The following is a 23,882-nucleotide window of genomic DNA, read 5'->3' as shown; positions in this document are numbered from 1 at the left end:
TGTCAGTACTTCCGTACGCTGACTAAGGAATACGCTCATGCCCCCGCTGAGGTCCCGAACCACCACCGCAGGACGAAATGCCGCAGGCGCCCGCGCACTGTGGCGCGCCACCGGAATGACCGACTCCGACTTCGGGAAGCCGATCGTCGCGATCGCGAACTCGTACACGCAGTTCGTTCCCGGGCACGTCCACCTGAAGAACGTCGGCGACATCGTCGCCGACGCCGTCCGCGCCGCCGGTGGTGTACCTCGCGAGTTCCACACGATCGCCGTCGACGACGGCATCGCGATGGGACACGGCGGCATGCTGTATTCCCTTCCCAGCCGCGAGATCATCGCCGACTCCGTCGAGTACATGGTCAACGCGCACACCGCCGACGCGCTCGTCTGCATCTCCAACTGTGACAAGATCACTCCCGGAATGCTCAATGCCGCACTGCGTTTGAACGTCCCGACCGTGTTCGTGTCGGGCGGTCCGATGGAGGCCGGCAAGGCGGTGGTGGTGAACGGTGTCGCCCAGGCACCGACCGACCTCATCACGGCGATCTCGGCGAGCGCCAACGACGAAGTCGACGAGGATGGACTGTCCGAGGTCGAGCGCAGCGCCTGCCCGACGTGCGGGTCGTGCTCGGGCATGTTCACCGCGAACTCGATGAACTGCCTCACCGAGGCGCTCGGTCTGGCGTTGCCGGGCAACGGTTCCACGCTGGCCACCCACGAGGCCCGTCGCGCGCTGTTCACCCGCGCGGGCACCACCGTCGTCGAAGCCGCCCTGCGGTACTACCGGGACGAGGACGACTCCGTCCTCCCCCGCAACATCGCGACGCCCGCCGCATTCCGCAACGCGATGGCACTGGACGTCGCAATGGGCGGTTCCACCAACACGGTCCTGCACACCCTCGCGGCCGCGCAGGAGGGTGAGGTCTACGACTTCGACCTCGACAAGATCGACGAGATCAGCCGCAAGGTGCCGTGCCTGTCGAAGGTCTCCCCCAACTCGGACTACCACATGGAGGACGTGCACCGAGCGGGCGGAATCCCCGCCATCCTCGGCGAACTCCGCCGGGCCGGCCTGCTCGAGAGCGACGTGTCGACGGTGCACACCGAGAGCTTCGACGAGTGGCTCGACACGTGGGACATCCGGTCCGGCAAGGCATCCGACGAGGCCGTCGAACTCTTCCACGCCGCACCGGGCGGTGTCCGCACCACCGAACCGTTCTCGACGAACAACCGCTGGTCGTCGCTCGACACGGACGCCGCCAACGGCTGCATCCGCGACTTCGAGCACAAGCACACGGTCGAGGGCGGCCTGGCAGTGCTGCGCGGCAACATCGCCGTCGACGGCGCCGTCATCAAGACGGCGGGCATCGACGAAGACCTGTTCCACTTCCAGGGGCCCGCGCGCGTCGTGGAGTCGCAGGAAGAGGCGGTGTCGGTGATCCTCGGCAAGAAGATCCAGCCCGGTGAGGTCCTCGTCGTGCGTTACGAGGGTCCCGCAGGCGGCCCGGGCATGCAGGAGATGCTGCACCCCACCGCATTCCTCAAGGGCTCCGGCCTCGGGAAGAAGTGTGCGCTGATCACCGACGGCCGATTCTCCGGCGGTTCCTCGGGACTGTCCATCGGCCACATCTCCCCCGAGGCCGCCAGCGGCGGCGCCATCGGCCTGGTGGAGGACGGCGACCAGATCCTCATCGACATCGCGACCCGCACGCTGAAACTCCTCGTCGACGACGCGGTGCTCGCCGAGCGCCGGGCGAAGATGGAGTCGTCCGAGCGTCCGTGGCAGCCGGTGAACCGCGAACGCACCGTCACCACCGCCCTGCGGGCGTACGCCGCGCTGGCCACGTCCGCCGACAAGGGCGCGGTCCGTCAGGTCCCCTGACACACCCGCACCGCGCACCGAACGGACACGAAGCCGGGTGCCGCAGCAGGAGCTTCCTGCCGCGGCACCCGGCTTCCGTCGTCGGTGCGACGACGGATTCCGTCTCGGATGTGACCGCGCTCACGGGTGATCAACTCGCTCAGACGGCGACACCCGAGAACAGGTTCTACTGATCGAATTGATCAGTTGAGCCCGGGCTTCTTGCACACGGCGCTCAGTAGTGGTTCCCTCAGTTGGCCGTTGAGACCTACATCACAATCGGCAGCACCACCGGAACATCTCCGGCCCACGAGGCCATCGGGAATACAACCAAGGAGCGACACATGCCAGGAGTCGGCATTTGGCGAACGAAATCCGTTGAGCAATCGATAGCGGACACCGACGAACCCGACACCCGGCTGCGGAGGGAACTCACCGCGAAGGACCTCACCGTCTTCGGTGTCGCCGTCGTGATCGGCGCCGGCATCTTCACGCTCACCGCCCGGACTGCAGGCAACGTCGCCGGGCCGTCCATCTCGCTCGCCTTCGTCCTCGCCGCCATCGCGTGCGGCCTGGCCGCCCTCTGCTACGCCGAGTTCGCATCCACCGTCCCCGTCGCGGGCAGTGCGTACACGTTCTCCTACGCCACCTTCGGCGAGTTCGTCGCCTGGATCATCGGCTGGGACCTCATCCTCGAATTCGCCCTCGCGGCGGCCGTCGTCTCCAAGGGCTGGTCGCTGTATCTGGGTAACGTCCTCGGGTTCAGCGGATCCACCACAGCCCATCTCGGTCCCATCGACTTCGACTGGGGCTCGCTGATCATCGTCGGCGGCATCACGATCGTGCTCGCCATCGGGACCAAGGTGTCCTCGCGCGTGTCCGCCGTCATCACGGCCATCAAGATCGCCGTCGTCCTCCTCGTCATCGCCGTCGGCGTCTTCTACATCAAGAAGGAGAACTACGCCCCGTACATTCCGCCCGCCGAGAGCAACGAGAGCGCCGCGCAGGGTGTGCACCAGACCCTCTTCTCCTTCCTCTCCGGAGCGGACGGCAGCAGCTACGGCTGGTACGGCCTCCTCGCCGCAGCGAGCCTCGTCTTCTTCGCCTTCATCGGATTCGACGTCGTCGCCACCACCGCCGAAGAGACCAAGAACCCGCAGAAGGCGCTCCCCCGCGGTATTCTCGGCTCGCTCGCCATCGTCACCGTGCTCTACGTCGCCGTCACCCTCGTGCTCACCGGCATGGTGAAGTACACCGACCTCAAGACCGGTAGCCCGCTCGTCGGCGACAGCAGCGCCACCCTCGCGACCGCCTTCGAGGCACACGGCATCACCTGGGCCCAGACCGCGATCAACTTCGGCGGGCTCGCGGGCCTCACCACCGTCGTGATGGTGATGATGCTCGGCCAGACCCGCGTCCTGTTCGCCATGTCCCGCGACGGACTCGTGCCCCGCGGTCTCGCCAAGACCGGCAAGAACGGCAGCCCGGTCCGCATCACCCTGTTCGTCGGCGCCGTGGTCGCGCTCCTCGCCGCCTTCTTCCCGATGGGCACGCTCGAGGAGATGGTGAACATCGGCACCCTCTTCGCGTTCGTCCTCGTCTGCATCGGCGTCATCATCCTCCGCCGTACGCGTCCCGACCTGCCCCGCGGATTCCGCGTTCCGCTGGTCCCGCTCGTCCCCATCCTCGCCGTCCTGGCCTGCGGATGGCTGATGCTGAACCTGTCGGTCGAGACCTGGATCCGGTTCCTCGTCTGGATGGCCCTCGGCGTCGTCGTCTACCTCGCCTACGGCCGGCGCAAGTCGGTCCTCGGACAGAAGCTCGCCGCCCAGGCCGGCCCGCCCGAGGAGGAGAACATCCCGGAACTCGTCCAACGCTGATCTCGAACGAAAACGACTGCGCCGCACTCCCGATCCGGGGGTGCGGCGCAGTCGTGTATGCACGAGACGCTCAGATGAGCGGGTTGGCACCGTTCAGGAAGATCCACACGCAGACACCGGCGGCGACGCCCAGGATCAGCGCCGCGAACGACCCGATGAACGGGCGCGTCGCCCAGCCCCGGCGGCCGTCGAGCGAGATGCGTCCCGGCCCGGTGAGAATGATCACGCCCGCGCACACACCCAGCAGCGTCTCGTACTCGGTGCCCGCGGGCGCGAAGTACTCGAGCCCCGGTTCCGCGATCTGCCGGAACGCCCACGCATTGATCATCACGGCCAGCACCGAGGCCGCGGCGAGCGGGGTGACGAGACCGAGGATCAGCAGTGCACCGCCCGCGACCTCACCGATGGCACCCAGAATCGCGAGCAGTTTCGCCTGCTGGAACCCCGAGTTCACGAGTACCTCTTCGAACCCGTCGAGTCCCGGACCGTTCCACATCCCCGTCAGCTTCTGCAGACCGTGCACGAGTGCCGTTCCGCCGACCGCGAGTCGCAGGGCCAGCAGTCCGAGGTCCAGGGTGCCGCGGCCGATCTTCACGTCGCCCTCGCCGATCCGGTCGGTCGACGGATCGCCCGCTGTCGCCCCGAGGGACGCGCCGGAACCCGCGCCGATCACCTGGGTCGGCTGGTCCGACATGTCGGACGCCCCCGGCTGCCGGTACGCGGGGATCTGCTCGGTGGGGAGTCCCCCGCCGCGCGCATCGCCGTAGTCGAGTTCGTCGTCGGTGTGCGGCAGACGCTGCCCCGCGGAACCGGATGTCGGCGTGGCCGACGGAAAGCGCTCGGTGGGAAGGTCGTAAGGGCTCGAGACCTTGCCGTAGCCGGGTGAGGCGCTCTGGTCGGCAGCACCCTGGTCCGACGACTCGCTGGGGTCTTTCCGCATGTCAGTCACACCGTCAAGCCTAGGTCGACCGGCCGGACATCGCTGGTAGGCGGAACCGGCGTGGCGGCGACCTCGCACTCTTCCGTAACGTCTCCATCATGATGGTGGGTGGGCGGCGCCGCACGGCGTCCCGCAAGATGGCGATGTCCGCACTGTGCGTGACGGCGGTCCTCGCCGCCGGATGCGCGAAATTCGACGACTCCGCGTCCTCCCCCTTCACACCCGAGCCGACCGGTGCCTCGGGCGCCGAGGTGGAACCGGAGAACCCGCCGCCGTCCACGACGACCACCCCGCCGCCGAGCGGTCCGCTGGGACCGTGCCAGGATCCGGACCCCAGCGTGATCGCCACCTGCCTCGACACCACCGGCGGACTCGTCGTCCTCCCCGACGGGGCCACCGCCCTCGTCGCCGAGCGCCGGACCGGACGCATCCTGCAGGTCGCCCAGGGGCAGACCCCCAAGGAGATCGCGCACGTCGACGTCGACGGCAGCACGGACGGCGGACTCCTCGACATCGCGCTGTCGCCGAGTTTCGTGGAGGACAACCTCATCTACGCCTACGTCACCACCCCGACCGACAACCGGGTGGTGCGGATCGCACCGGGAGACTCCGCCAAGGAGGTTCTCGGCGGGATCCCGCGCGGCGGCGCGGGAAATGCGGGTTCGCTCGAATTCTCGGGCGACGAACTGATGGTCCTGACCGGCAACGCGGGCAACGCCGCCGCGGCCGCCGATCCGGCGTCCCTTGCCGGGAAACTGCTGAAGGTCACCGCCCTGTCACCCGCACCGACACCGGCGCAGCCGCGCCCTCAGGTGGTGCTGTCGGGCATCGGGACCGCCGGTGGCGTGTGCGTCGACCCGGGTGTGGCCGTGTGGGTCACCGATCGCACCCCCCTGGAGGATCGGCTGCTGCGGGTCAGCGCCGACGGAGCCGTGTCGTCGCCGGTGTGGACGTGGCCGGAGCGGCCCGGCGTCGGCGGCTGCGTCGCCGCCGGTGACGTCGTGGCGGTGTCACTGAGCACCGCGAAGGCGATGTCCGCACTCGCTGCCGACCCCGGCACGGGAGCGGTCACCACCGCCCCCGGTGTCATCGTCCAGGACCGGTACGGCCAACTCGGCGGCGCCGCGCTCGGACCCGACGGTCTCATCTGGGTGAGCACCGTCAACAAGACCGGCGGTCAGCCCGGACCCAACGACGACCGCGTGATCAAGATGCCCCTGCCGTCCGGTGGCGGCGGATTCGACTGACGGCCCGCCCCGTCGAAACGAACGGGACGCTCGTTCGGTTGATCCGAACGAGCGTCCCGTTGGTGCAGAAGGGGTTCAGCCGCAGGCCTCGATGACCAGTTCCTTGACGCGGGCCGGGTCGGCCTGACCACGCGTGGCCTTCATCACGTCGCCGACGATCTTGCCCGCGGCCGCGACCTTGCCGCCGCGAATCTTCTCGGCGATGTCGGGGTTCGCGGCCAGAGCCTCGTCGACGGCCGCCTTCAGCTTCGTGTCGTCGCGTTCGACGACCAGCTCGGGGTGGTTCGCGACGACCTGCTCGGGGTCGCCCTCCCCCTCGAGGACGTGGTCGACCACCTGGCGGGCCACCTTGTTGTTGAGCTTCCCGCTGTCGATCAGCGCGACCACCTGCGCGACCTGAGCCGGCGTGATCGGCAGCTCGGCGAGTTCCACGCCGCGGGTGTTCGCCTGCTGCGCCAGGTACGACACCCACCAGGACCGTGCGGCCTCCGGGGAGGCGCCGGCCTCGACGGTGGCGATGACGAGGTCGAGGGCCCCCGCGTTGACGAGGTCGCGCATGACCTCGTCGGACACACCCCAGTCGGCCTGGATCCGGGCGCGGCGGACCCACGGCAGCTCGGGCAGGGTGCCACGCAGCTCCTCGATCCATTCCGCGCTGGGCGCGACCGGCTCGAGATCGGGCTCCGGGAAGTAGCGATAGTCCTCGGCGGTTTCCTTGCGGCGGCCCGGTGACGTGGTCCCGTCGGCCTCCTGGAAGTGCCGGGTCTCCTGGATCACCTCACCGCCGGCCTCCAGCACCGCGGCCTGCCTGCGCATCTCGTACCGGACCGCCACCTCGACACTCTTGAGGGAGTTGACGTTCTTCGTCTCGGTACGGGTGCCGAGTTCGGTCGCCCCGATCGGCATCAGCGACACGTTGGCGTCGCAGCGCATCGAACCCTGGTCCATGCGAACGTCGGAGACGTCCAGCGACTTCAGCAGGTCGCGGAGCGCGGTGACGTACGCGCGGGCCACCTCGGGAGCGCGGGCACCGGCGCCGCTGATGGTCTTGGTGACGATCTCGACGAGCGGGACCCCGGCGCGGTTGTAGTCGAGCAGCGAGTGGCTGGCGCCGTGGATGCGCCCGGTCGCACCGCCGACGTGCAGCGACTTTCCGGTGTCCTCTTCCATGTGCGCGCGCTCGATCTCCACGCGCCACGTGGTGCCGTCGTCGAGGACGACGTCGAGGTAGCCGTCGGTGGCGATCGGCTCGTCGTACTGGGAGATCTGGTAGTTCTTCGGCTGATCCGGGTAGAAGTAGTTCTTCCGCGCGAATCGGCCCCAGGGTGTGATCGAACAGTTCAGTGCGAGTCCGATCCGGATCGCGGACTCGACCGCCGCCTCGTTCACCACGGGCAGCGACCCGGGCAGGCCGAGGCACACCGGGCACACCTGCGTGTTCGGCTCGGCGCCGAACTCGGTGGGGCACGGGCAGAACATCTTCGTTTCGGTGCCGAGCTCTACGTGCACCTCCATGCCGAGAACAGGCTCGTACTTGGCGAGCACTTCGTCGTAGTCGAGGAGGTCCGGAGCGTCGACAGCAGTCATGCCACAGAGTTTATGCGTCCGGTGGTTCGCCGGAAAACGCGGTCAGCCGAAAAATGCGGCCGCCTCCTCGTACCGTTCCCGCGGCACCGTCTTGAGGCGCCGGGTCGCCTCCTGGAGGGGCACGAGGTCGATCGACGTGCCGTGCAGAGCCACCATATTTCCGAAGTCGCCGCGGTGGACGGCATCGGTGGCATGCACCCCGAAGCGGGTGGCGAGCACCCGGTCGTACGGCGTCGGGGTGCCGCCCCGCTGCACGTGCCCGAGCACCGTCGTCCGCACCTCCTTGCCGATGCGGCGGACGATCTCGTCGCCGAGCTGCTGTGCGACGCCGGTGAATCGTTTGTGACCGAACTCGTCGATACCGCCCTCACGCAGACTCATCGACTCCGGAGTCGGAGTGGCGCCCTCGGCGACGACGCAGATGAAATGCGAATCGCCGCGCTGGAATCGCTTCTTCACTAGGGAGCAGACTTCGCCGACGTCGAACGGGACCTCGGGAACGAGAGTGAGATGCGCACCGGTCGCGAGCCCGGAGTGCAACGCGATCCAGCCCGCATGCCGACCCATCACCTCGACGAGCATCACCCGCTGGTGGGATTCGGCGGTGGTGTGCAGGCGGTCGATCGCATCCGTCGCGATCGACAGAGCGGTGTCGAAACCGAACGTCACGTCGGTGCAGTCGATGTCGTTGTCGATCGTCTTCGGAACCCCGATCACGGGCACCCCACTCTCGGCGAGCCAGCTCGCGGCCGTGAGCGTGCCCTCCCCGCCGATCGGGATGAGCGCGTCGATCCCGTTGTCGTCGAGAGTCTGCCGGATCTGGTCGAGGCCGGCCTTCAACTTGTCGGGGTTGACCCGCGCGGTACCGAGGATGGTGCCGCCCCGGGTGAGGATTCGATCGATCCGGTCGTCGTTGGACAGCACGACCTTGCGATCCTCGAGCAGGCCGCGCCAGCCGTCACGGAATCCCACCACCGAGCTGCCGTATCGGCCGGCGGCGGTCCGAACCACCGCCCTGATCACCGCATTCAGTCCGGGGCAGTCTCCGCCTCCGGTGAGCATTCCGATCCGCATCCAAGCACCCCTCGTCGTCTCGTGTGGTGATGGTGGTTCTCATCACCCATCTTGCCGCTCGAACCGTGTTCAGGCACCTCGGACCGGCAGGTTCCCTCAGCCCGGCGTGACGAGACCGCTCTCGTACGCCAGGACCACTGCCTGTGCGCGGTCGCGCAGATCCAGCTTGGACAGCACCTTGCCGACGTGCGTCTTGACGGTCTGCTCGGCAACGAACAGGCGCTCCGCGATCTCGGTGTTGGACATGCCGCGGGCGATGAGTTCGAGCACCTCGCGTTCGCGGGGCGTCAGCGCCGACAACGCGGCCGGTTTGCGGCGCGCCGTGCTGCGGCGGCTGGTCACGTCGGCGATGAGACGCCGGGTGACGGTCGGCGCGAGAAGTGCCTCGCCGTCCGCGACCACCCGCACCGCACGGATGAGTTCCTCCGCGGGCGCGTCCTTGAGCATGAAGCCGCTGGCCCCGATGCTCAGCGCCTCGTACACGTAGTCGTCGACGTCGAACGTGGTGAGCATGAGCACGCGCACCGGCGGATCGAAACCGGCCGACAGGATGACGCGGGCCGCGTCGAGTCCGTTCATCTCCGGCATACGGACGTCCATCAGGACCACGTCGGGTCGCAGACGCCGGACCTCGCTCACCGCCACCGCCCCGTCCGGAGCGTCACCGATGACACTGATGTCGGGCTGTGAGGCGAGCAGGGCTCCGAAGCCCTGCCGGACCATAGCCTGGTCGTCGGCGATGAATACGGTGATGGCCACCCAGCCAGCCTAGGCGGAGGCGACCGGGAACTCGGCGTGGACCTCGAATCCGCCGTTGTCGTGCAAGTGGGTGGTGAGTACGCCCCCGACAGCCTGCGCACGCTCACGCATACCGATGATGCCGTTGCCACCGGTCGACTCGTGCCTGGTCAGTGCTGAGACGAGACTCCGCCTCGGCGGCCCGTTCACGATCGACACCGACGCGATCGGCGACTCGTACGCGATCTTCACCTCCACCGCGGCGCCCGCCGCGTGGCGGGCCGTGTTGGCGAGGGATTCCTGCAGAATGCGGTACATCACGAGCCCGACCGACTCCGACACGAGCGTCGGGTCGCCGTCGACGTGCCAGGAGACGGGAATGCCGGCCCTGCGGCTGCCCTCGAGCAGCTCGCTGATCTGCTGAACCCCGGGCTGGGGCGCGTGCTCGGCCAGCTGGCCGTCGCTGCGCAGCACTCCGAGCAGTCCGCGCACCTCGTTCAGCGCGGCACGGCCGGCGGCTCCGATCGATTCGAACTCGGCCCGCGTCTCGTCGGACATGTCGGCGATGCGGTACGGCGCGCTCTGCGCCTGCACCACGACCATCGACATGTGGTGCGCGACGACGTCGTGCAGGTCCCGGGCGATGCGCGCCTTCTCCTCGAGGACCGTCCGGCGAGTGCGCTCGAGCTCGCTCAGCTCCTCCTGCTGTGCGAGTTGCCTGCGCGAGAGCACCAGCCACCGGATCAGCAGGCCGAAGACGACGATCGCGGTCAGGCCCACCGCCCACCCGCGGCCGTTGGTGCCCGGGGTGTCGGCGAGGAACAGCAGGACGGTGGAGATCCATGCCACACCGACGACCGGAATCGCGGCCCGCATGCTGACGGCGGCCAGCAGGGCGAGCATCACGAGGATGTGGACCACCTGCCACGGGTAGTCGTAGCCGCCCTGCAGTGCGAAGACGCGCGGAATCACCAGCGCCGAGATCGCGGAGACGGCCCAGGCCAGCGCCGGATTCGACCGGATGAGCAGGAACGGGAACGTCGCGAGCGCCGCCACGAACGGCTGGATGGGAGGACTGACCTGGTGGGTCAGCTGCAGCGTCGGCCACGCCACGGCGAACAGGATCGCCGTGACCACGACGATTGCCACGTTCAGCCACTGACCTTCGGCGGCTCTCCGGATGCGCGTCTTCGTCTTCACACTGTCGACAGTAGAAACCGTGGTCACGGAGTGTCCTCATACCCCGGGCCCATGTCGGCGTAGCCCCGGAGTATGAGACCGGGGCGCCCTCGCACCACGAAGCCAGGAATCGAACCGGTCTCCGGGGTGATGTGGCTGCGCAACACGAATTCATAACGTTCTCGTCATGCGAAAGACGGGGACACGGAGAACGACTTGGGCCGCGGTGGCGTGCGCCGCAACCGCACTACTGACCACGACAGGATTCGCAGGCACCGGCGCGGCGAGCACACCCCGGCACGAGAACGCCGCCGCCTCCGCCGCGGTGCACACCCTCACCGCACCGGCCGAGATCTCCGAGGACTCCATTCCCGCGGACTTCGCCGACGTGATGGGGTACACGCCGGTGCCGATCGACGGGATGCTCGCCAATCCCGGCGGGGACTGCTCGTCCCCCGTGCCGCTGCCCCTCGAGTTCGACACGTCGTGCAAGGCCCACGACCTCGGCTACGACCTTCTGCGGTACGCGTCACGGTCCGGCGAGGACCTGGGTCCCTGGGCGCGGCAGAGCCTCGACGCACAGCTGGATCAGCGCATGCACGCGGCGTGCGACACCCGCGCCGACGAGCAGGCACGGGCGCAGTGCTTCGTGATGGCGAACGTCGCGACCACCTTCGTCACCGGAAACAGCTGGCGCCAGGCCTATTCGGCACCGGTCACCGAATCCGGGCTCCCGTACGCACTGGCCGGCGGTGTCGGTGCCGCGCTCGTCGCGGGCGCGGCCTGGTCGATCCGCCGCCGCCCGCATCCGGTCGGAGCCGTCGGATGATCATCACCGCTCTGTCCGGTCCCGGACGGAGCACGGTGCACAGTCGCTCGCGCACGAAGCCGAATGCCCTGCGCCGCACACTGGTCACGACGATCCCGGTCTCCGCTCTCCCCCGCGTCTCCTCCACGATCGTCGTCACCGCCGTCACACTCGCCTCTCTCGCTCCCTCACTGCTCCCCCGGAGTGCGCTGACGCAGGCCCTGTTCACCGGCGTCCTCGCCGCGATCGGTTTCGGTTTCGTCGTCCTCGCCCGCCGCCTGCGGTACCTCGTCACCCGTTCGCGCAGCAACCACCCTCCGCGGGACTCGGTGCGTCTGCTGGTGCTGATCGGCGCCATGATCGCCGTGACCTGGGCGATCGTGCTCGCCGACCACTGGCAGGATTCGCTGCGCGCAGCCATGGGCATGCCGGGCATCGGGCCGGACCACTGGATGCAGGCGATCATCGTGGCGGCGCTGACGTTCCTGCTGTTCGCCGGCATCGGCAGCGTCGTCGGCACGGTCGCCCGACGTCTCGGCTGGATCGGCAGCGCCACCACCGCCGTCGTTCTCGCGACCGCACTGCAACTGGTCGCCGGACCGGCGTTGTGGGGAATGATGTCGCGTTCCTACAGCGACTCCAACGCGCTCGTCGACGTGTCCCTGCACCGGCCGATGTCCGCCGAACTGTCCGGCAGCCCGGACTCCGCGATCAGCTGGGAGTCGCTCGGGCGCCAGGGACGACGGTTCGTGGCGGCGGGCGAGCAGTCGGCCGCCATCCGCACCTATGTGGGGATGGATTCGGCACCGGACGTCGAATCGCGTGCGGCACTGGCAGTCTCGGAACTCGAGCGGGCCGGCGGATTCACCCGGTCCGCCATCGTCGTCACGGTGCCCACCGGCTCGGGGTGGATCGACGAGAACGCCGCCGAGGGATTCGAGGAACGCTTCGCCGACGACGTCGCCATCGTCGGCATGCAGTACTCGTACCTGCCGAGCTGGATCACGTTCGTGTTCGGGCGTTCCGCCGCAGACGAATCGGCGGCCGCGTTGTTCGATGCCGTCGCCGAGCGGATCGCCGACCTCCCCGACCTCCTGCGCCCGGCGCTGTACGTCTACGGTCAGAGCCTCGGATCCGTCGGCGGCAGTGCAATTTTCACCGACGCCGACCCACTGCGCGAGCGAGTCTGCGGCGCACTGTGGGCCGGCCCGCCCGCCGGCTCGGTTCTGACGGACGGGGCGACGGTGTTGGCGAACACATCCGACCCGGTAGTGTGGTGGTCCCCCGACCTGGTCCTGCACCGACCCGACCTCTCGCTCGCAGTACGCGATGCGCCGGTACCCCAATGGATTCCGGGCATCACGTTCCTGCAGACGAGTGTCGACCTGGTGTCCGCGCTGAACTTCGCAGCCGGCCACGGACACCGCTACGGCAGTGAGCAGGGCACCGCCCTGCCCGACTGCTCCTAGTTCGGCGAGCCGATCGGACCGCGTGCGGCCTCGTAGGCGGCACCGACGCGGTACAGCCGCTCGTCGGCCAGCGCGGGTGCCATGATCTGCAGCCCCACCGGCAGTCCGTCGTCCGCGGACAGTCCCGACGGAACCGACATCGCGCAGTGCCCCGCCAGGTTGGTGGGCAGCGTGCACAGGTCCGAGAGGTACATCGCGAGCGGGTCGCCGACCTTCTCGCCCAGCTTCCACGGGGTGAACGGGCTGGTGGGCGACACCAGGACGTCCACCTTCTCGTACGCCTTCTCGAAGTCCCTGGCGATGAGCGTCCGCACCTTGAGCGCCTGACCGTAGTAGGCGTCGTAGTAGCCGGACGACAGCGCGTAGGTACCGATCATGATGCGGCGCTTGACCTCCGGGCCGAAACCGGCGGCGCGCGTCGCGGCCATCACCTGGTCGGCGCTCATGTCACCCTCGTCGATGCGCAGGCCGTACCGCATCGCGTCGAAGCGTGCGAGGTTCGACGACACCTCGCTCGGCAGGATCAAGTAGTACGACGCGAGCGCGTACTCGAAGTTGGGGCACGACACCTCGACGACCTCGGCACCGAGTTCCGTGAGTTGCGCGACGGCGGCATCGAAAGACGAGATGACCCCGGGCTGGTAGCTGTCGGAGTGCAGTTCCTTGACCACACCCACCTTCACGCCCTTCAGGTTGCCACCGGCACCCTCACGCGCAGCCGCCACCACGGGACGCACGGGCGCGTCGATCGACGTGGAGTCGCGCGGGTCGTGCCCGGCGATGACCTCGTGCAGCAGCGCCGTGTCGAGGACCGTGCGGCCGCAGGGACCACCCTGGTCGAGCGAGGACGCGCAGGCCACGAGGCCGAAACGGGAGACCGTGCCGTACGTCGGCTTGGTGCCGACCGTCGCCGTGACGGCGGCGGGCTGACGGATCGAGCCGCCGGTGTCGGTGCCGATCGCGAGCGGGGCCTGCCGGGACGCGAGGGCCGCGGCACTGCCGCCGCCCGAACCGCCCGGGATGCGCGTGGTGTCCCACGGGTTGCGGGTGGGGCCGTAGGCGGAGTTCTCGGTGGACGAACCCATCGCGAACTCGTCGAGGTTGGTCTTTCCCAGGATCGGGATACCGGCCTCGCGCAGTTTCTTCGTGAGCGTCGCGTCGTACGGTGCGATCCAACCTTCGAGGATCTTCGACGCGCACGTGGTGGGCATATCGGTGGTGGTGAAGATGTCCTTGAGCGCCAACGGAACTCCCGCGAGCGGGGAGGCGGGTGCATTGCCTGCGGCGAGGCTGCTGTCCACTTCCTTCGCCGACACGAGGGCCTGCTCGCCTGCCACGTGCAGGAAGGCGTTCAGGTCACCGTCGACCGCGGCGATGCGGTCGAGATGCGCCTGGGTGACCTCGACGGACGACACCTCACGGCTGTGGATCTTCGACGCGAGATCTGCGGCGTCGAGAGTGGTCAGTTCGGCGCTCATTCGCCCTCTCCAAGGATCTGCGGGACAGCGAAGCGACCCTGCTCGACAGCCGGTGCGCCGGACAGCGCCTGCTCGGGAGTCAAGCCGGGAACGATCACGTCGGGACGGGTCACGTTGGTGACCGCGTTCGGGTTCGCCATCGGCGGAACATCCTCGGCGGGCACCTCGGTGACCACCTTCACGTGGCTGAGAATCGAGTCCAGCTGACCGGCGAACTCGTCGAGCTCGGCATCGGTCAGGGCGAGTCGAGACAGCCGCGCGAGGTGCGCGACCTCGTCACGGGAGATGGCAGGCACCGCGGGGCCCCTTTCGGTTCGGACGTACACAAGTGGGTCCCAGCCTAGAGCGTGGCCCGATCAGCCGTGCAGCCAGCGCCGCAACCTGCCCGTCAGGAACGGCAGAACCACGAAGACCATCACCGGAGTCGTGACCACCGACGCCACCACGGTGCGCGTCACCACGTCCAGGGCCGAGAGCCGAGGAGTGACGAACAACGCGATGAGAAGTGAGATCGGGAAGAAACCGAGCCAGATGGTGACCGCCTGCTTCCACCGCGGCGGTGGCGGCGTGACCCGAACGGCGTGCGTGAGCGTCGACTGCGGTTCGAACCAGCCCTCCACCCCGGTCAGCCGGTGCGTGACCGTGTCCTGCGCGAGACCAGTTCCCCTGCCCACCCACACCTTCCTGGCGGGCGACGTCGTCCACGCGTCGAGAGTGTCCTCGTCCGCGAACCGGTACACCACGTGGTACTGCTCGGGGTCGGTCGCCGCGCGCAGCCATCCCCCGCCGAGGAACCCCGGGAACGTGCCCGCCATTGCAATCCCCGCGTCCGTCCAGCGCAGGAATTCCTGTTCCCGGCCCGCCGCCACCCGCCGCGAGACGGACGTCGTCACTCCCGTCGCCGTGATGTTCATGCACCCATGTTTGGGCTGTCGTGTTTCGCGGACGAGGCGAATCCGTATCGGCAGTGTCACGAATCGAGCGCGACCTGCACGTCCCCGTCCCGTCCCCGGCGAAGCCGCAGGGGGGACCGCATACTCGGGAACGAAAGTGCAAGGATGGTGAGCGACGGGGGTCGCAGGTACTCCCGCGTCTATCTCGTGGTGAAAGGGACGCACGTGTCGTATCTGCTTCGCGTCCAGCTCCCCGACCGTCCCGGTAGCCTCGGCTCTCTCGCCGTCGCCCTGGGCTCGGTGGGTGCTGACATTCTGTCGCTCGACGTGGTGGAACGGGGTGCCGGATTCGCCATCGACGACCTCGTGGTCGATGTCGAGCCGGGATCGCTCCCCGACACCCTCATCACGGCCGCCGAGAACCTGCCCGGCGTCACCGTCGACTCCATCCGGCCGTACGCCGGAATCCTCGACACCCACCGCGAGCTCGAGCTCATCGACCAGGTCGCCACCGCGGCGGACGATCGACTGCAGGTCCTCGTCGACGGGGCGCCGCGCGTGCTCCGGGTCGGCTGGTCCGTGGTCGCCGACCTCGGCCCGCACGGCGCATACCGTGTGGTCGGCAGCTCGGGAGCTCCCGAGACCCATGCCACCGAGATCCCGTGGATGCCGCTGGAGAAGCCCACCGCGCTCGACGGCGAGGGTGACTGGGTGCCGCAGGTGTGGCGCGACATGAACACCACACTCGCGGCGGCTCCCCTCGGGACCACCGGCCGTGTGCTGATGCTCGGCCGTCCCGGCGGCCCGGAGTTCCGTCCGTCCGAGATCGCCCGGCTGGGTTACCTCGCCGGCATCATCGCGACGGTTCTGAGCTGACCGCCGTCCCGGGCCGGGAGGCCCGGGGGTGGTCGCCTCAGACGAGCTCGCGGACCAGGACGGTCAGCTCGACACCCGGCACGGGCGCCCAATTGCGTTCGGGCACAGGCACGAAACCGTTGCGGTCGTAGATGCGGCGGGCATCTTCCATGTCCGGCTGGGTGGACATCACGACCGCGCGGTCCCCGCGGTCGTACGCCGTGTCCAGGACGTGCCGCACGAGCGCCGACCCGACCCCGGAACCGCGGGCGTCGGGTGTCACGGCGAGCATCCGGAATTCGAGCTCACCCGGCTGCGCGACATCGGCGTACGGGGAGGCCGGATCCGCGATCGTGACAGAACCCACGATCTGGCCCTCCTTCACGGCCACCCGCACATCCGCCTTCTCCGCCCGCTCGGCGGTGTCGCGCAACCGGTTCGTGTACGGATCGTGCGCCTCCACGAATCCGCCGCCCACGTAGGCGATCACCGTGAGGTCACCAACGGCCTCGTAGTCGTCCGGCGTCGCATTCCGAATCTCGATCATGTCCAGAACTATGACAGGACTGCTCACGCCGCCCAAAATGCGAGCGTGAGGTTCCGATCACACCCCGGAATCCGCGACCGCGTCCGGACCACCCTCCAGCAGTCGGCGGAACCCGTCCTCGTCGAGGACCGGCACTCCGAGTTCGACGGCCTTGTCGTGCTTCGAGCCCGGCGATTCGCCGACCACCACGAATGCCGTCTTCTTCGACACCGAACCCGCGGCCTTACCACCTCGGACGAGGATCGCCTCCTTCGCCTGGTCGCGCGAGAACGTCTCCAGGGACCCCGTGACGACGATCGACAGTCCCTCGAGGTGGCGCGGAATCGATTCGTCGCGTTCGTCTTCCATGCGAACCCCGGCCGTCGACCACTTCTCCACGATCTGCAGGTGCCAGTCGACGCCGAACCACTCGGCGACAGCCGCGGCGATGGTGCCGCCGACCCCGTCCACCGCCGCGAGTTCCTCGACGGAGCTCTCCCGGATCCGCGCGAGCGACCCGAACTCACCGGCCAGCGCACGCGCCGCCGTGGGACCGACGTGGCGAATGGACAGCGCGACCAGCACCCTCCACAGCGGCTTGTCCTTGGCGGAATCGAGGTTGTCGAGCAACCGGCGGCCGTTGGCCGACAGGCCGCCGGCCTTGGTCCGGAAGAGCGACGTCTTGAGCAGATCGTCCTCGGTGAGCGAGAACAGGTCGCCCTCGTCGCCGATCGCCTTGGCTTCGAGCAGGCTCGTGGCGGCCTCGTAGCCGAGAACCTCGATGTCGAATGCGCCGCGGCCCGCCACGTGGAACACGCGTTCCCGGAGTTGCGCGGGGCAGTACTGCTGGTTGGGGCAGCGAATGTCCGCGTCGCCCTCCTTGGCGGGGGCCAGCGGTGTGTCGCACTCCGGGCAGTGGGTGGGCATCACGAACTCGTACTCGTCGCCCGTCCGGGCGTCGACCACGGGTCCGAGGACCTCGGGGATGACGTCGCCGGCCTTGCGCAGTACGACCGTGTCGCCGATGAGCACGCCCTTGCGTTTGACCTCGGACCCGTTGTGCAGGGTGGCGAGGGAGACCGTGGAGCCGGCGACCGTGACCGGTTCCATATAGGCGAACGGGGTGACTCGGCCGGTGCGACCGACGTTGACCCGGATGTCGAGGAGCTTGGTGGTGGCCTCTTCCGGCGGGTACTTGTAGGCGATCGCCCAGCGCGGCGCCCGCGACGTGGACCCCAGCCGGCGTTGCAGCGACGTCTCGTCGACCTTGACCACCAGACCGTCGATCTCGTGCTCCACGTCGTGCCGGTGCTCGCCCCAGTACTGCACCCTGTCCACGACGGCGTCCGCGCCCGTGACGCGGGCGGTGTGGGTCGACACCGGCAGGCCCCACGCCGCCAGAGCCGTGTACGCGTCGTACTGGGAGACCGGCTCGAATCCTTCGCTCCGGCCGAGTCCGTGGCAGATCATCCCGAGGCGCCTGCGGGCCGTGACGGCCGGATTCTTCTGCCGCAGCGACCCAGCCGCGGAATTTCGGGGATTCGCGAACGGCGCCTTGCCTTCCTCGACGAGCGCCGCGTTGAGTGCGGCGAAGTCCTCGAGCCGGAAGAACACCTCGCCGCGCACCTCCAGGAGTGCCGGGACCGGGTATTCGTCTGTGCCGGTGAGCTTTTCCGGAATGTCGTCGATGGTCCGCGCATTGAGCGTCACTTCTTCACCGGTCCGGCCGTCGCCGCGGGTGGCGGCCCGCACGAGTCGGCCGTTCTCGTAGACCAGGTTCAGCGCGACCCCGTCGATCTTCACCTCGCACAGATAGTGCAGGTCGGGCCCGGTCTCCTGCTCCACCCGGCTGATCCAGGTGCGCAGTTCGTCGGTGGCGAAGACGTTGTCGAGGCTGAGCATCCGCTCGAGATGATCGGCGGAGGCGAAGTCGGTGGCAAAACCGCCGCCGACGAGTTGTGTCGGCGAATCGGGCGTCCGCAGATCGGGGTACTGGTTTTCGAGGTCGTTCAGCTCGCCCAGCAGCACGTCGAACTCGCCGTCGGAGATGATGGGCGCGTCGCGGACGTAATAGCGGAACTGGTGCTGCCGCACTTCCTCGGCCAGCTCGTTCCAATGCTCCCGGACGTGTCCGGGGGCCGGTGTCGGGGCTTCGGTCGATTCACTCACTACCGAAGATTAACCGGTCCGGCCGACACCGAATGCCGGACTCAGAGTGATTCGGGGTCGTCGGTGAACGCGCTACTCACCTCGGCGCACAACTTCAGGGCGTCCCGGCTCCAGGACGCGTCGGCGCCCGCGAGCCCGCAGGCGGGCGTCACGGCGACCTGGGTCCGTAGCGTCGTGCGCGCGAACCCGAGCCGGTCGATCAGCGTCACCGCAGGTCGAGCCAGGTCGCGCCACGTGGCAGGCACGGTGGGAGCGGTGGTCGGGACGATGCCCAGTGCGAGCTCCTTGCCCGCGTCGAGCAACTCGCCGATGCCGTCCAGGTCCGTCGACGCCAGCTGTGACACGTCCAGACCCACCGCGCGGGCACTGCTGCGCCGCAGAAGGTCGGTGGGCAGATCCGCGGAGCAGCAATGCACCATGGTCACCGCGCCGCAGCCGGCGAGGGCGGCCTCGAGCACGGCGAGAGCCTCCGGTTCCGGCATCGCCCGCACGGTCTCGAGCCGCGAGCGACCGGACAGTGTCCCCGCCAGCACGGCGGGCAGACGCGGCTCGTCGAACTGGACCAACACCTGCGCGCCGAGACGTCGGGTGACCTCCGCGGCGTGCCGCGCGAGCCCCTCGCCCAGCGATTCGGCGAAGTCGCGCACCGCACCGGGGTCGGTGAGCACGCGCCGGCCGGTGCCGAGTTCCACCTCGGCCGCCAGCGTGAGTGGGCCCACCGACTGCACCTTCACCACGTGGTCGGCGCCGACGAGGCCCGCACTCTCCCACGCCTCCTCGAGCGCATCGAGATCCTGGTTCAGGAGGTCGGTCGCCCGCTTGGCGACCGAGCCGCGACGCTGCACCACACGGTAAGCCGTCGTGGACACGTCCAGCTGCAGATCCACGAGCAGAGCGCTGGCGCGGCCGATCATGTCGGCGCCGAGCCCGCGGGCGGGCAACTCGACCAGGTGCGGGAGCCGGCCGAGTTCGCCGAGAACGATCGTGGCGGCTTCACGCGGATCGGTGCCCGGCCACGAGCCGACGCCGGTGACGGCACCGGCCAGTGAGATATCCTGCGTCACTGCGTGTTCGGACGTGCGTCGGTACCCGAGATGGTTCCGCTGCCCAGCACGATGTCGCCTGCCGGATCGGTCCGGTACAGGACGACGGCCTGCCCCTTCGCGACACCGGTGAGCGGCTCCCGCAGGGAGATGGCGATGCCGCCGTCGACCGCTTCGGCGACGGCCTCGGCGAGACCGCCGTGGGCCCGGACCTGGACGGTGCACTCGACCGGTCCGACCGGCGTGCTCCCGGACGTCCACACGGCGCGGTCCGCCGTGATCGCGTGCACCTCGAGGTTGCGTGCGGAACCGACACGGACGGTGCCGGTGTCGGGTTCGATCGACGTCACGTACCGCGGTTGCCCGTCGGCTGCGGGACCCTGGACGCCGAGACCCTTCCGCTGACCGATCGTGAAACCGTGCACACCTTCGTGTTCCGCGAGCACCTCACCCGAATCGGCGTCGACCACACTGCCCGGGCGGACACCGATGCGGGCGCCGAGGAATGCGCGGGTGTCGCCGGACGGGATGAAGCAGATGTCGTGGCTGTCGGGCTTGTTCGCCACGGCGAGGCCGCGTTCGGCGGCCTCCTCCCGGATCCGGTCCTTCGGAGTGTCACCCACCGGGAACATCGCCCGCGACAGCTGCTCGGCGGTGAGCACACCGAGCACGTACGACTGATCCTTGTCCGCGTCGACGGCACGGCGCAGCACGCCGTTCTCGAGTTGCGCGTAATGGCCGGTGGCCACCGCGTCGAACCCGAGGGCGATCGCACGGTCCGCGAGCGCCGCGAACTTGATCTTCTCGTTGCACCGCAGGCACGGGTTGGGGGTCTCCCCCGCGGCATACGACGCCACGAAGTCGTCGATCACGTCTTCCTTGAAGCGGTCGGCGAAATCCCAGACGTAGAACGGGATTCCGAGCACGTCCGCGGCACGCCGGGCATCACCGGCGTCCTCCTTGGAGCAGCAGCCCCGGGATCCGGTCCGCAGCGTGCCCGGCTCGGCGGACAGCGCGAGATGCACGCCCACCACGTCGTGCCCGGCAGCGACCGCCCGTGCCGCCGCCACCGCGGAATCCACGCCGCCACTCATGGCCGCCAGTACTCGCATCAACGATCCCCTCCACGCGCTCCGACACCGGCGAGCCCGGCGGCGCGGGCCCGCTCCACAACTTGCGGCAGTGCCGCGATGACTGCATCCACGTCCGCGACCGTCGACGTGTGCCCGAACGAGAAGCGCAACGATCCCCGCGCGGTCGCGGAATCCACGCCCATCGCGGTCAGGACGTGGCTCGGACGAGCGACCCCGGCGGTACACGCCGAGCCCGTGGAACACTCGATCCCGGCGGCGTCGAGCAGCATCAGCAGTGAATCGCCCTCGCAGCCGGGGAACGTGAAGTGGGCGTTGCCCGGCAGTCGTGCGCTGCCCACCGGCCCGTTCAGCACGGCGTCGGGAAGGATCTCGCCGACGCGCTCGATCAGGCGGTCGCGCAGGACGGTCAGTTCCGTCGCGCGGGCGTCGAGGTCGGCGGTCGTGTCGCGCAGCGCCGCCGCCATACCGACGACACCCGCCGTGTCCGGGGTGCCCGAACGCAGGTCTCGTTCGTGGCCCCCGCCGTGCAGCAGCGGCACGCACGGCACCTGCCGTCCGAGCAGCAGCGCACCGACGCCCTGCGGTCCGCCGACCTTGTGCGCGGCGATGCTCAGCGCGGACAGCCCGCTCGCAGCGAAGTCCACGGGGATGTGCGTGACGGCCTGGACGGCGTCGCTGTGCATCGGCACACCGAACTCGGCCGCCACGGCGGCGAGTTCGGTGATCGGCATGATCGTGCCGACCTCGTTGTTGGCCCACATGATCGTGACCAGGGCCGTCTCGTCCGCGTGGACGGCGAGTTCGTCGCGCAGCGCCTGCGGGGACACCCGGCCCAGTTCGTCGACGGGCAGCCACGTGACCTGGGCACCCTCGTGCTTCTCGAGCCACTCCACCGCGTCGAGAACCGCATGGTGCTCCACGGAACTGGCGAGAATCCGCACCCGGCCGGGGTCGGCGTCGCGCCGGGCCCAGAAGATGCCCTTGACGGCGAGGTTGTCGCTCTCGGTGCCACCGGAGGTGAAGATGACCTCGGACGGCCTGGCACCGAGGTCGGCGGCGATGGACTCGCGGGCCTCCTCGATGCGACGGCGGGCGGCGCGCCCGGAACCGTGCAGCGAGGACGCATTGCCCACGGTCCTGAAGATGTCGGTCATCGCCCGGACGGCCGCGGGCACCATGGGAGTGGTGGCTGCGTGGTCCAGGTAGACGGGGTGATCGGCACTGCGGGCAGAGGTCATGACGTGACCAGGATAGCTCAGGCGACGAGACGCTCCGCCGCCTCGATGCCCGCGGCCGCCGTCCCGGCCACACCCTGCAGTGGATCGAGGATGTCGTGCGCTGCGAGATCGATCCGTTCGTCGCCCCGCGCGGCGCGCTCGCACCGGACAGCCAGATCGCGGCGGCACTCCCCCGGATACTCGATCGGCGCCAGCCGCACCTCCGCGGTGACCCCCTTCTGTCGGATGATGCGCCGGATCGACTGACCGATCGTCTCCTCGCCCACGAAACACGGCCCGGTCGTCAGCTCCCCGCCCCGGCCGGTGTACCGCAGCGAAATCGGCTGAACCGGGCATTCCGCGTCGATCGCCGCCTGGAACAGTGCGGGCCGGAATCCGCCGTACGCCCGTCCGCACCACGTGGTGCCCTCCGGGAACGCCACGACTCGTTCGCCGGCGCGCAGCCTGCCCGCCGTCGTTGCCACGGTCGCCGGGAGCGCCCGCAGGCTCTGCCGCTCGATCGGAACCACCCTCATCCGCCGCGCGAGCGACCCCAGCACCGGCCAGTCCAGCAGATCCCCGCGGGCGACGAAGTTCGCCGGCGCGAGCGCGCTGAGCACCAGCACGTCGGTCCACGACACGTGGCCGGCCACCACCAGGATCCCGCCGGTGTGGCGCCGCTTTCCGCGATGATCGACGACGAGGAGGTGAATTCCCATGCAGCGCAACAGGATCGCCGCGTACCGCCTCTGCAGACCTGTTCGCCACGACCGGGGCAGCAACCATCCCGCGGTCAGGAGCGGCGCGGTCGCCAGGGCCGACACCACGAGGCACCACCGAACGACCACGGTCGGCATCGACACCCCGTTCGCCTCCGCGGGCAGACACCCCGCGCCGCACGGACTCGACGGCATCCACGAGTGAACGGTCACCTCGGTCGGCTCGGACAGGGCCGTGCTCATGCCTGTGCCCCCGCCTCGAGAGTGGCCGACGCCGACCGCAGGCGTTCGAGGTACCGCTCGTTGGCGCCGTGCAGTCCCTGCAGGGCGACGAAATCGGCCACACCGAACTCCGGATCGTGCGCGGGCTCACCGCACACCTTGGCCCCGAGGCGCAGGTAGCCCCGGAGCAGCGGCGGCAGGGTCGGGCGGGCGGGCGGCGCGATCTCGTCGAGCGACCGCCCGTCGACGCGCACCGGGTTCCTGGGCACGGCCCGCGCGGCCGGGTCGTTGCCGTACTTGCGGAGCAGCAGGTCGCGCACCCCGCGGACGTTGGAACCGGCCACCGCGTCCGGATGCTCCCGCATCGGCACGGAGACACATCCCATGACCCACTCGTATCCGGTGAGCTGCAGGTAGTGGAGGATGCCTGCCCACATCAGGCTCAGCACCGAACCGGAGCGGTGGTCGGGGTCGACGCACGCCCGGCCCATCTCGACGATGCGGTTGCCGACGGGGTCCAGAGCGGAGATGTCGAATTCGGTGGCGGTGTAATAGCCGCCGGCCTGGGCGGCGGCGTCGGGCGGGAGCATGCGGTAGCAGCCGACGAACTCGCCGGTCGCCTCGTGGCGGACGAGGAGGTGGTCGCAGAAGTCGTCGAACCGGTCGGCGTCGAGGGCGTCCGCGTGCGCGGGGACGGAGAATCCGGGTTCGGAGGCGAACACGCGGTAGCGCAGCCTTTGGGCCGCAACGCGGTGTTCACGGTCGGACGAGACGACCAGGGAGTATCGGGGCGCGGTTACAACAGAATCGGCGGTCTCACTCGGTGCGCGGAGAACTGACGAAGTTGTCATGGCGCAGGTTTACCGAGCAGGGGCGGCGTGAG

Annotated in this window: 21 protein-coding genes; 6 read left to right on the top strand and 15 right to left on the bottom strand. The window is 69.2% G+C overall.

The window, feature by feature from the left end; genetic code table 11:
• Positions 1-37: 37 nt before the first annotated feature.
• Positions 38-1,882, top strand: a complete 1,845-nt coding sequence (gene ilvD, locus ACNJ7E_RS21315) for a dihydroxy-acid dehydratase (protein WP_418340907.1) — start codon at positions 38-40, stop codon at positions 1,880-1,882.
• Between the two features lie 323 nt (positions 1,883-2,205).
• On the top strand, positions 2,206-3,741 hold the full coding sequence (locus ACNJ7E_RS21310) for an amino acid permease (protein WP_005240375.1): 1,536 nt from the start codon (positions 2,206-2,208) through the stop codon (positions 3,739-3,741).
• 70 nt (positions 3,742-3,811) lie between these two features.
• Here the strand turns inward: ACNJ7E_RS21310 and ACNJ7E_RS21305 are convergent, their stop codons facing one another.
• The gene (locus tag ACNJ7E_RS21305) at positions 3,812-4,681 is read right to left on the bottom strand and encodes a DoxX family protein (protein WP_418340963.1); all 870 of its coding nucleotides are present in this window, start codon (positions 4,679-4,681) and stop codon (positions 3,812-3,814) included.
• 98 nt (positions 4,682-4,779) lie between these two features.
• On the opposite strand from ACNJ7E_RS21305, the gene ACNJ7E_RS21300 reads away from it, so the two are divergent.
• The gene (locus ACNJ7E_RS21300; RefSeq protein ID WP_280781722.1) at positions 4,780-5,928 is read left to right on the top strand and encodes a PQQ-dependent sugar dehydrogenase; all 1,149 of its coding nucleotides are present in this window, start codon (positions 4,780-4,782) and stop codon (positions 5,926-5,928) included.
• A 75-nt stretch (positions 5,929-6,003) separates the two neighbouring features.
• On the opposite strand, the gene gatB is transcribed toward ACNJ7E_RS21300, so the two are convergent.
• The 4 genes from gatB to ACNJ7E_RS21280 form a co-directional block, all read right to left on the bottom strand.
• On the bottom strand, positions 6,004-7,515 hold the full coding sequence (gene gatB / locus ACNJ7E_RS21295) for an Asp-tRNA(Asn)/Glu-tRNA(Gln) amidotransferase subunit GatB (RefSeq protein ID WP_283334824.1): 1,512 nt from the start codon (positions 7,513-7,515) through the stop codon (positions 6,004-6,006).
• 42 nt (positions 7,516-7,557) lie between these two features.
• Complete coding sequence (locus tag ACNJ7E_RS21290; protein ID WP_005240365.1) at positions 7,558-8,589, bottom strand: ATP-dependent 6-phosphofructokinase; 1,032 nt, start codon at positions 8,587-8,589, stop codon at positions 7,558-7,560.
• A gap of 96 nt (positions 8,590-8,685) precedes the next feature.
• Entirely contained in the window at positions 8,686-9,348 is a 663-nt protein-coding gene (locus ACNJ7E_RS21285; protein WP_005240363.1) for a response regulator, read from the bottom strand.
• A 9-nt stretch (positions 9,349-9,357) separates the two neighbouring features.
• Positions 9,358-10,554 carry a sensor histidine kinase gene (locus ACNJ7E_RS21280; protein WP_280781720.1) on the bottom strand — a complete coding sequence of 399 codons (1,197 nt, stop codon included), beginning with the start codon at positions 10,552-10,554 and terminating at the stop codon, positions 9,358-9,360.
• 139 nt (positions 10,555-10,693) lie between these two features.
• Here ACNJ7E_RS21280 and ACNJ7E_RS21275 point away from each other — a divergent pair, with 139 nt between their 5' ends.
• On the top strand, positions 10,694-11,335 hold the full coding sequence (locus tag ACNJ7E_RS21275; RefSeq protein ID WP_280781719.1) for a hypothetical protein: 642 nt from the start codon (positions 10,694-10,696) through the stop codon (positions 11,333-11,335).
• Positions 11,332-12,783 carry an alpha/beta-hydrolase family protein gene (locus ACNJ7E_RS21270; protein WP_418340906.1) on the top strand — a complete coding sequence of 484 codons (1,452 nt, stop codon included), beginning with the start codon at positions 11,332-11,334 and terminating at the stop codon, positions 12,781-12,783. The genes ACNJ7E_RS21275 and ACNJ7E_RS21270 overlap by 4 nt, the downstream gene beginning before the upstream one ends.
• On the opposite strand, the gene gatA is transcribed toward ACNJ7E_RS21270, so the two are convergent.
• Genes gatA through ACNJ7E_RS21255 form a run of 3 tightly spaced genes read right to left on the bottom strand, consistent with a single transcriptional unit; the run spans position 12,780 to position 15,175 of the window.
• Positions 12,780-14,261 carry an Asp-tRNA(Asn)/Glu-tRNA(Gln) amidotransferase subunit GatA gene (gene gatA / locus ACNJ7E_RS21265; RefSeq protein ID WP_105413070.1) on the bottom strand — a complete coding sequence of 494 codons (1,482 nt, stop codon included), beginning with the start codon at positions 14,259-14,261 and terminating at the stop codon, positions 12,780-12,782. The two genes, ACNJ7E_RS21270 and gatA, sit on opposite strands and share 4 nt — an antisense overlap.
• Positions 14,258-14,557 (bottom strand): Asp-tRNA(Asn)/Glu-tRNA(Gln) amidotransferase subunit GatC, encoded by a 300-nt coding sequence (gatC, locus tag ACNJ7E_RS21260; RefSeq protein ID WP_112299402.1) that lies wholly within the window; start codon positions 14,555-14,557, stop codon positions 14,258-14,260. The genes gatA and gatC overlap by 4 nt, the downstream gene beginning before the upstream one ends.
• A gap of 60 nt (positions 14,558-14,617) precedes the next feature.
• Positions 14,618-15,175, bottom strand: a complete 558-nt coding sequence (locus tag ACNJ7E_RS21255; protein WP_418340905.1) for an antibiotic biosynthesis monooxygenase — start codon at positions 15,173-15,175, stop codon at positions 14,618-14,620.
• A gap of 204 nt (positions 15,176-15,379) precedes the next feature.
• On the opposite strand from ACNJ7E_RS21255, the gene ACNJ7E_RS21250 reads away from it, so the two are divergent.
• On the top strand, positions 15,380-16,030 hold the full coding sequence (locus ACNJ7E_RS21250) for an ACT domain-containing protein (protein ID WP_025432327.1): 651 nt from the start codon (positions 15,380-15,382) through the stop codon (positions 16,028-16,030).
• Between the two features lie 37 nt (positions 16,031-16,067).
• Here the strand turns inward: ACNJ7E_RS21250 and ACNJ7E_RS21245 are convergent, their stop codons facing one another.
• Genes ACNJ7E_RS21245 through ACNJ7E_RS21215 form a run of 7 tightly spaced genes read right to left on the bottom strand, consistent with a single transcriptional unit; the run spans position 16,068 to position 23,850 of the window.
• Positions 16,068-16,556, bottom strand: coding sequence for a GNAT family N-acetyltransferase (locus tag ACNJ7E_RS21245; protein WP_011598364.1), 489 nt, complete (start codon positions 16,554-16,556; stop codon positions 16,068-16,070).
• A 57-nt stretch (positions 16,557-16,613) separates the two neighbouring features.
• Entirely contained in the window at positions 16,614-18,704 is a 2,091-nt protein-coding gene (gene ligA / locus ACNJ7E_RS21240) for an NAD-dependent DNA ligase LigA (protein WP_418340904.1), read from the bottom strand.
• Positions 18,705-18,745: 41 nt separating this feature from the next.
• Positions 18,746-19,768 (bottom strand): methionine synthase, encoded by a 1,023-nt coding sequence (locus tag ACNJ7E_RS21235; RefSeq protein ID WP_418340903.1) that lies wholly within the window; start codon positions 19,766-19,768, stop codon positions 18,746-18,748.
• Positions 19,765-20,859 (bottom strand): tRNA 2-thiouridine(34) synthase MnmA, encoded by a 1,095-nt coding sequence (gene mnmA, locus ACNJ7E_RS21230; protein ID WP_016883114.1) that lies wholly within the window; start codon positions 20,857-20,859, stop codon positions 19,765-19,767. The genes ACNJ7E_RS21235 and mnmA overlap by 4 nt, the downstream gene beginning before the upstream one ends.
• A complete protein-coding gene (locus ACNJ7E_RS21225) occupies positions 20,859-22,079 on the bottom strand; it encodes a cysteine desulfurase family protein (RefSeq protein ID WP_283334830.1) in 1,221 nt (406 codons plus the stop codon). The genes mnmA and ACNJ7E_RS21225 overlap by 1 nt, the downstream gene beginning before the upstream one ends.
• Before the next feature lie 17 nt (positions 22,080-22,096).
• Entirely contained in the window at positions 22,097-23,020 is a 924-nt protein-coding gene (locus tag ACNJ7E_RS21220) for a lysophospholipid acyltransferase family protein (RefSeq protein ID WP_418340902.1), read from the bottom strand.
• Positions 23,017-23,850 (bottom strand): GNAT family N-acetyltransferase, encoded by an 834-nt coding sequence (locus ACNJ7E_RS21215; protein ID WP_011598359.1) that lies wholly within the window; start codon positions 23,848-23,850, stop codon positions 23,017-23,019. The genes ACNJ7E_RS21220 and ACNJ7E_RS21215 overlap by 4 nt, the downstream gene beginning before the upstream one ends.
• Positions 23,851-23,882 lie beyond the last annotated feature (32 nt).

It is taken from the genome of Rhodococcus mengyinensis, from assembly GCF_048381435.1.
In the GTDB taxonomy this organism is placed as follows: Bacteria; Actinomycetota; Actinomycetes; order Mycobacteriales; family Mycobacteriaceae; genus Rhodococcus_F; species Rhodococcus_F opacus_D.
The sequence above is the reverse complement of the archived record's forward strand: the minus strand, read 5'-3'. Positions and strand labels throughout refer to the sequence as shown.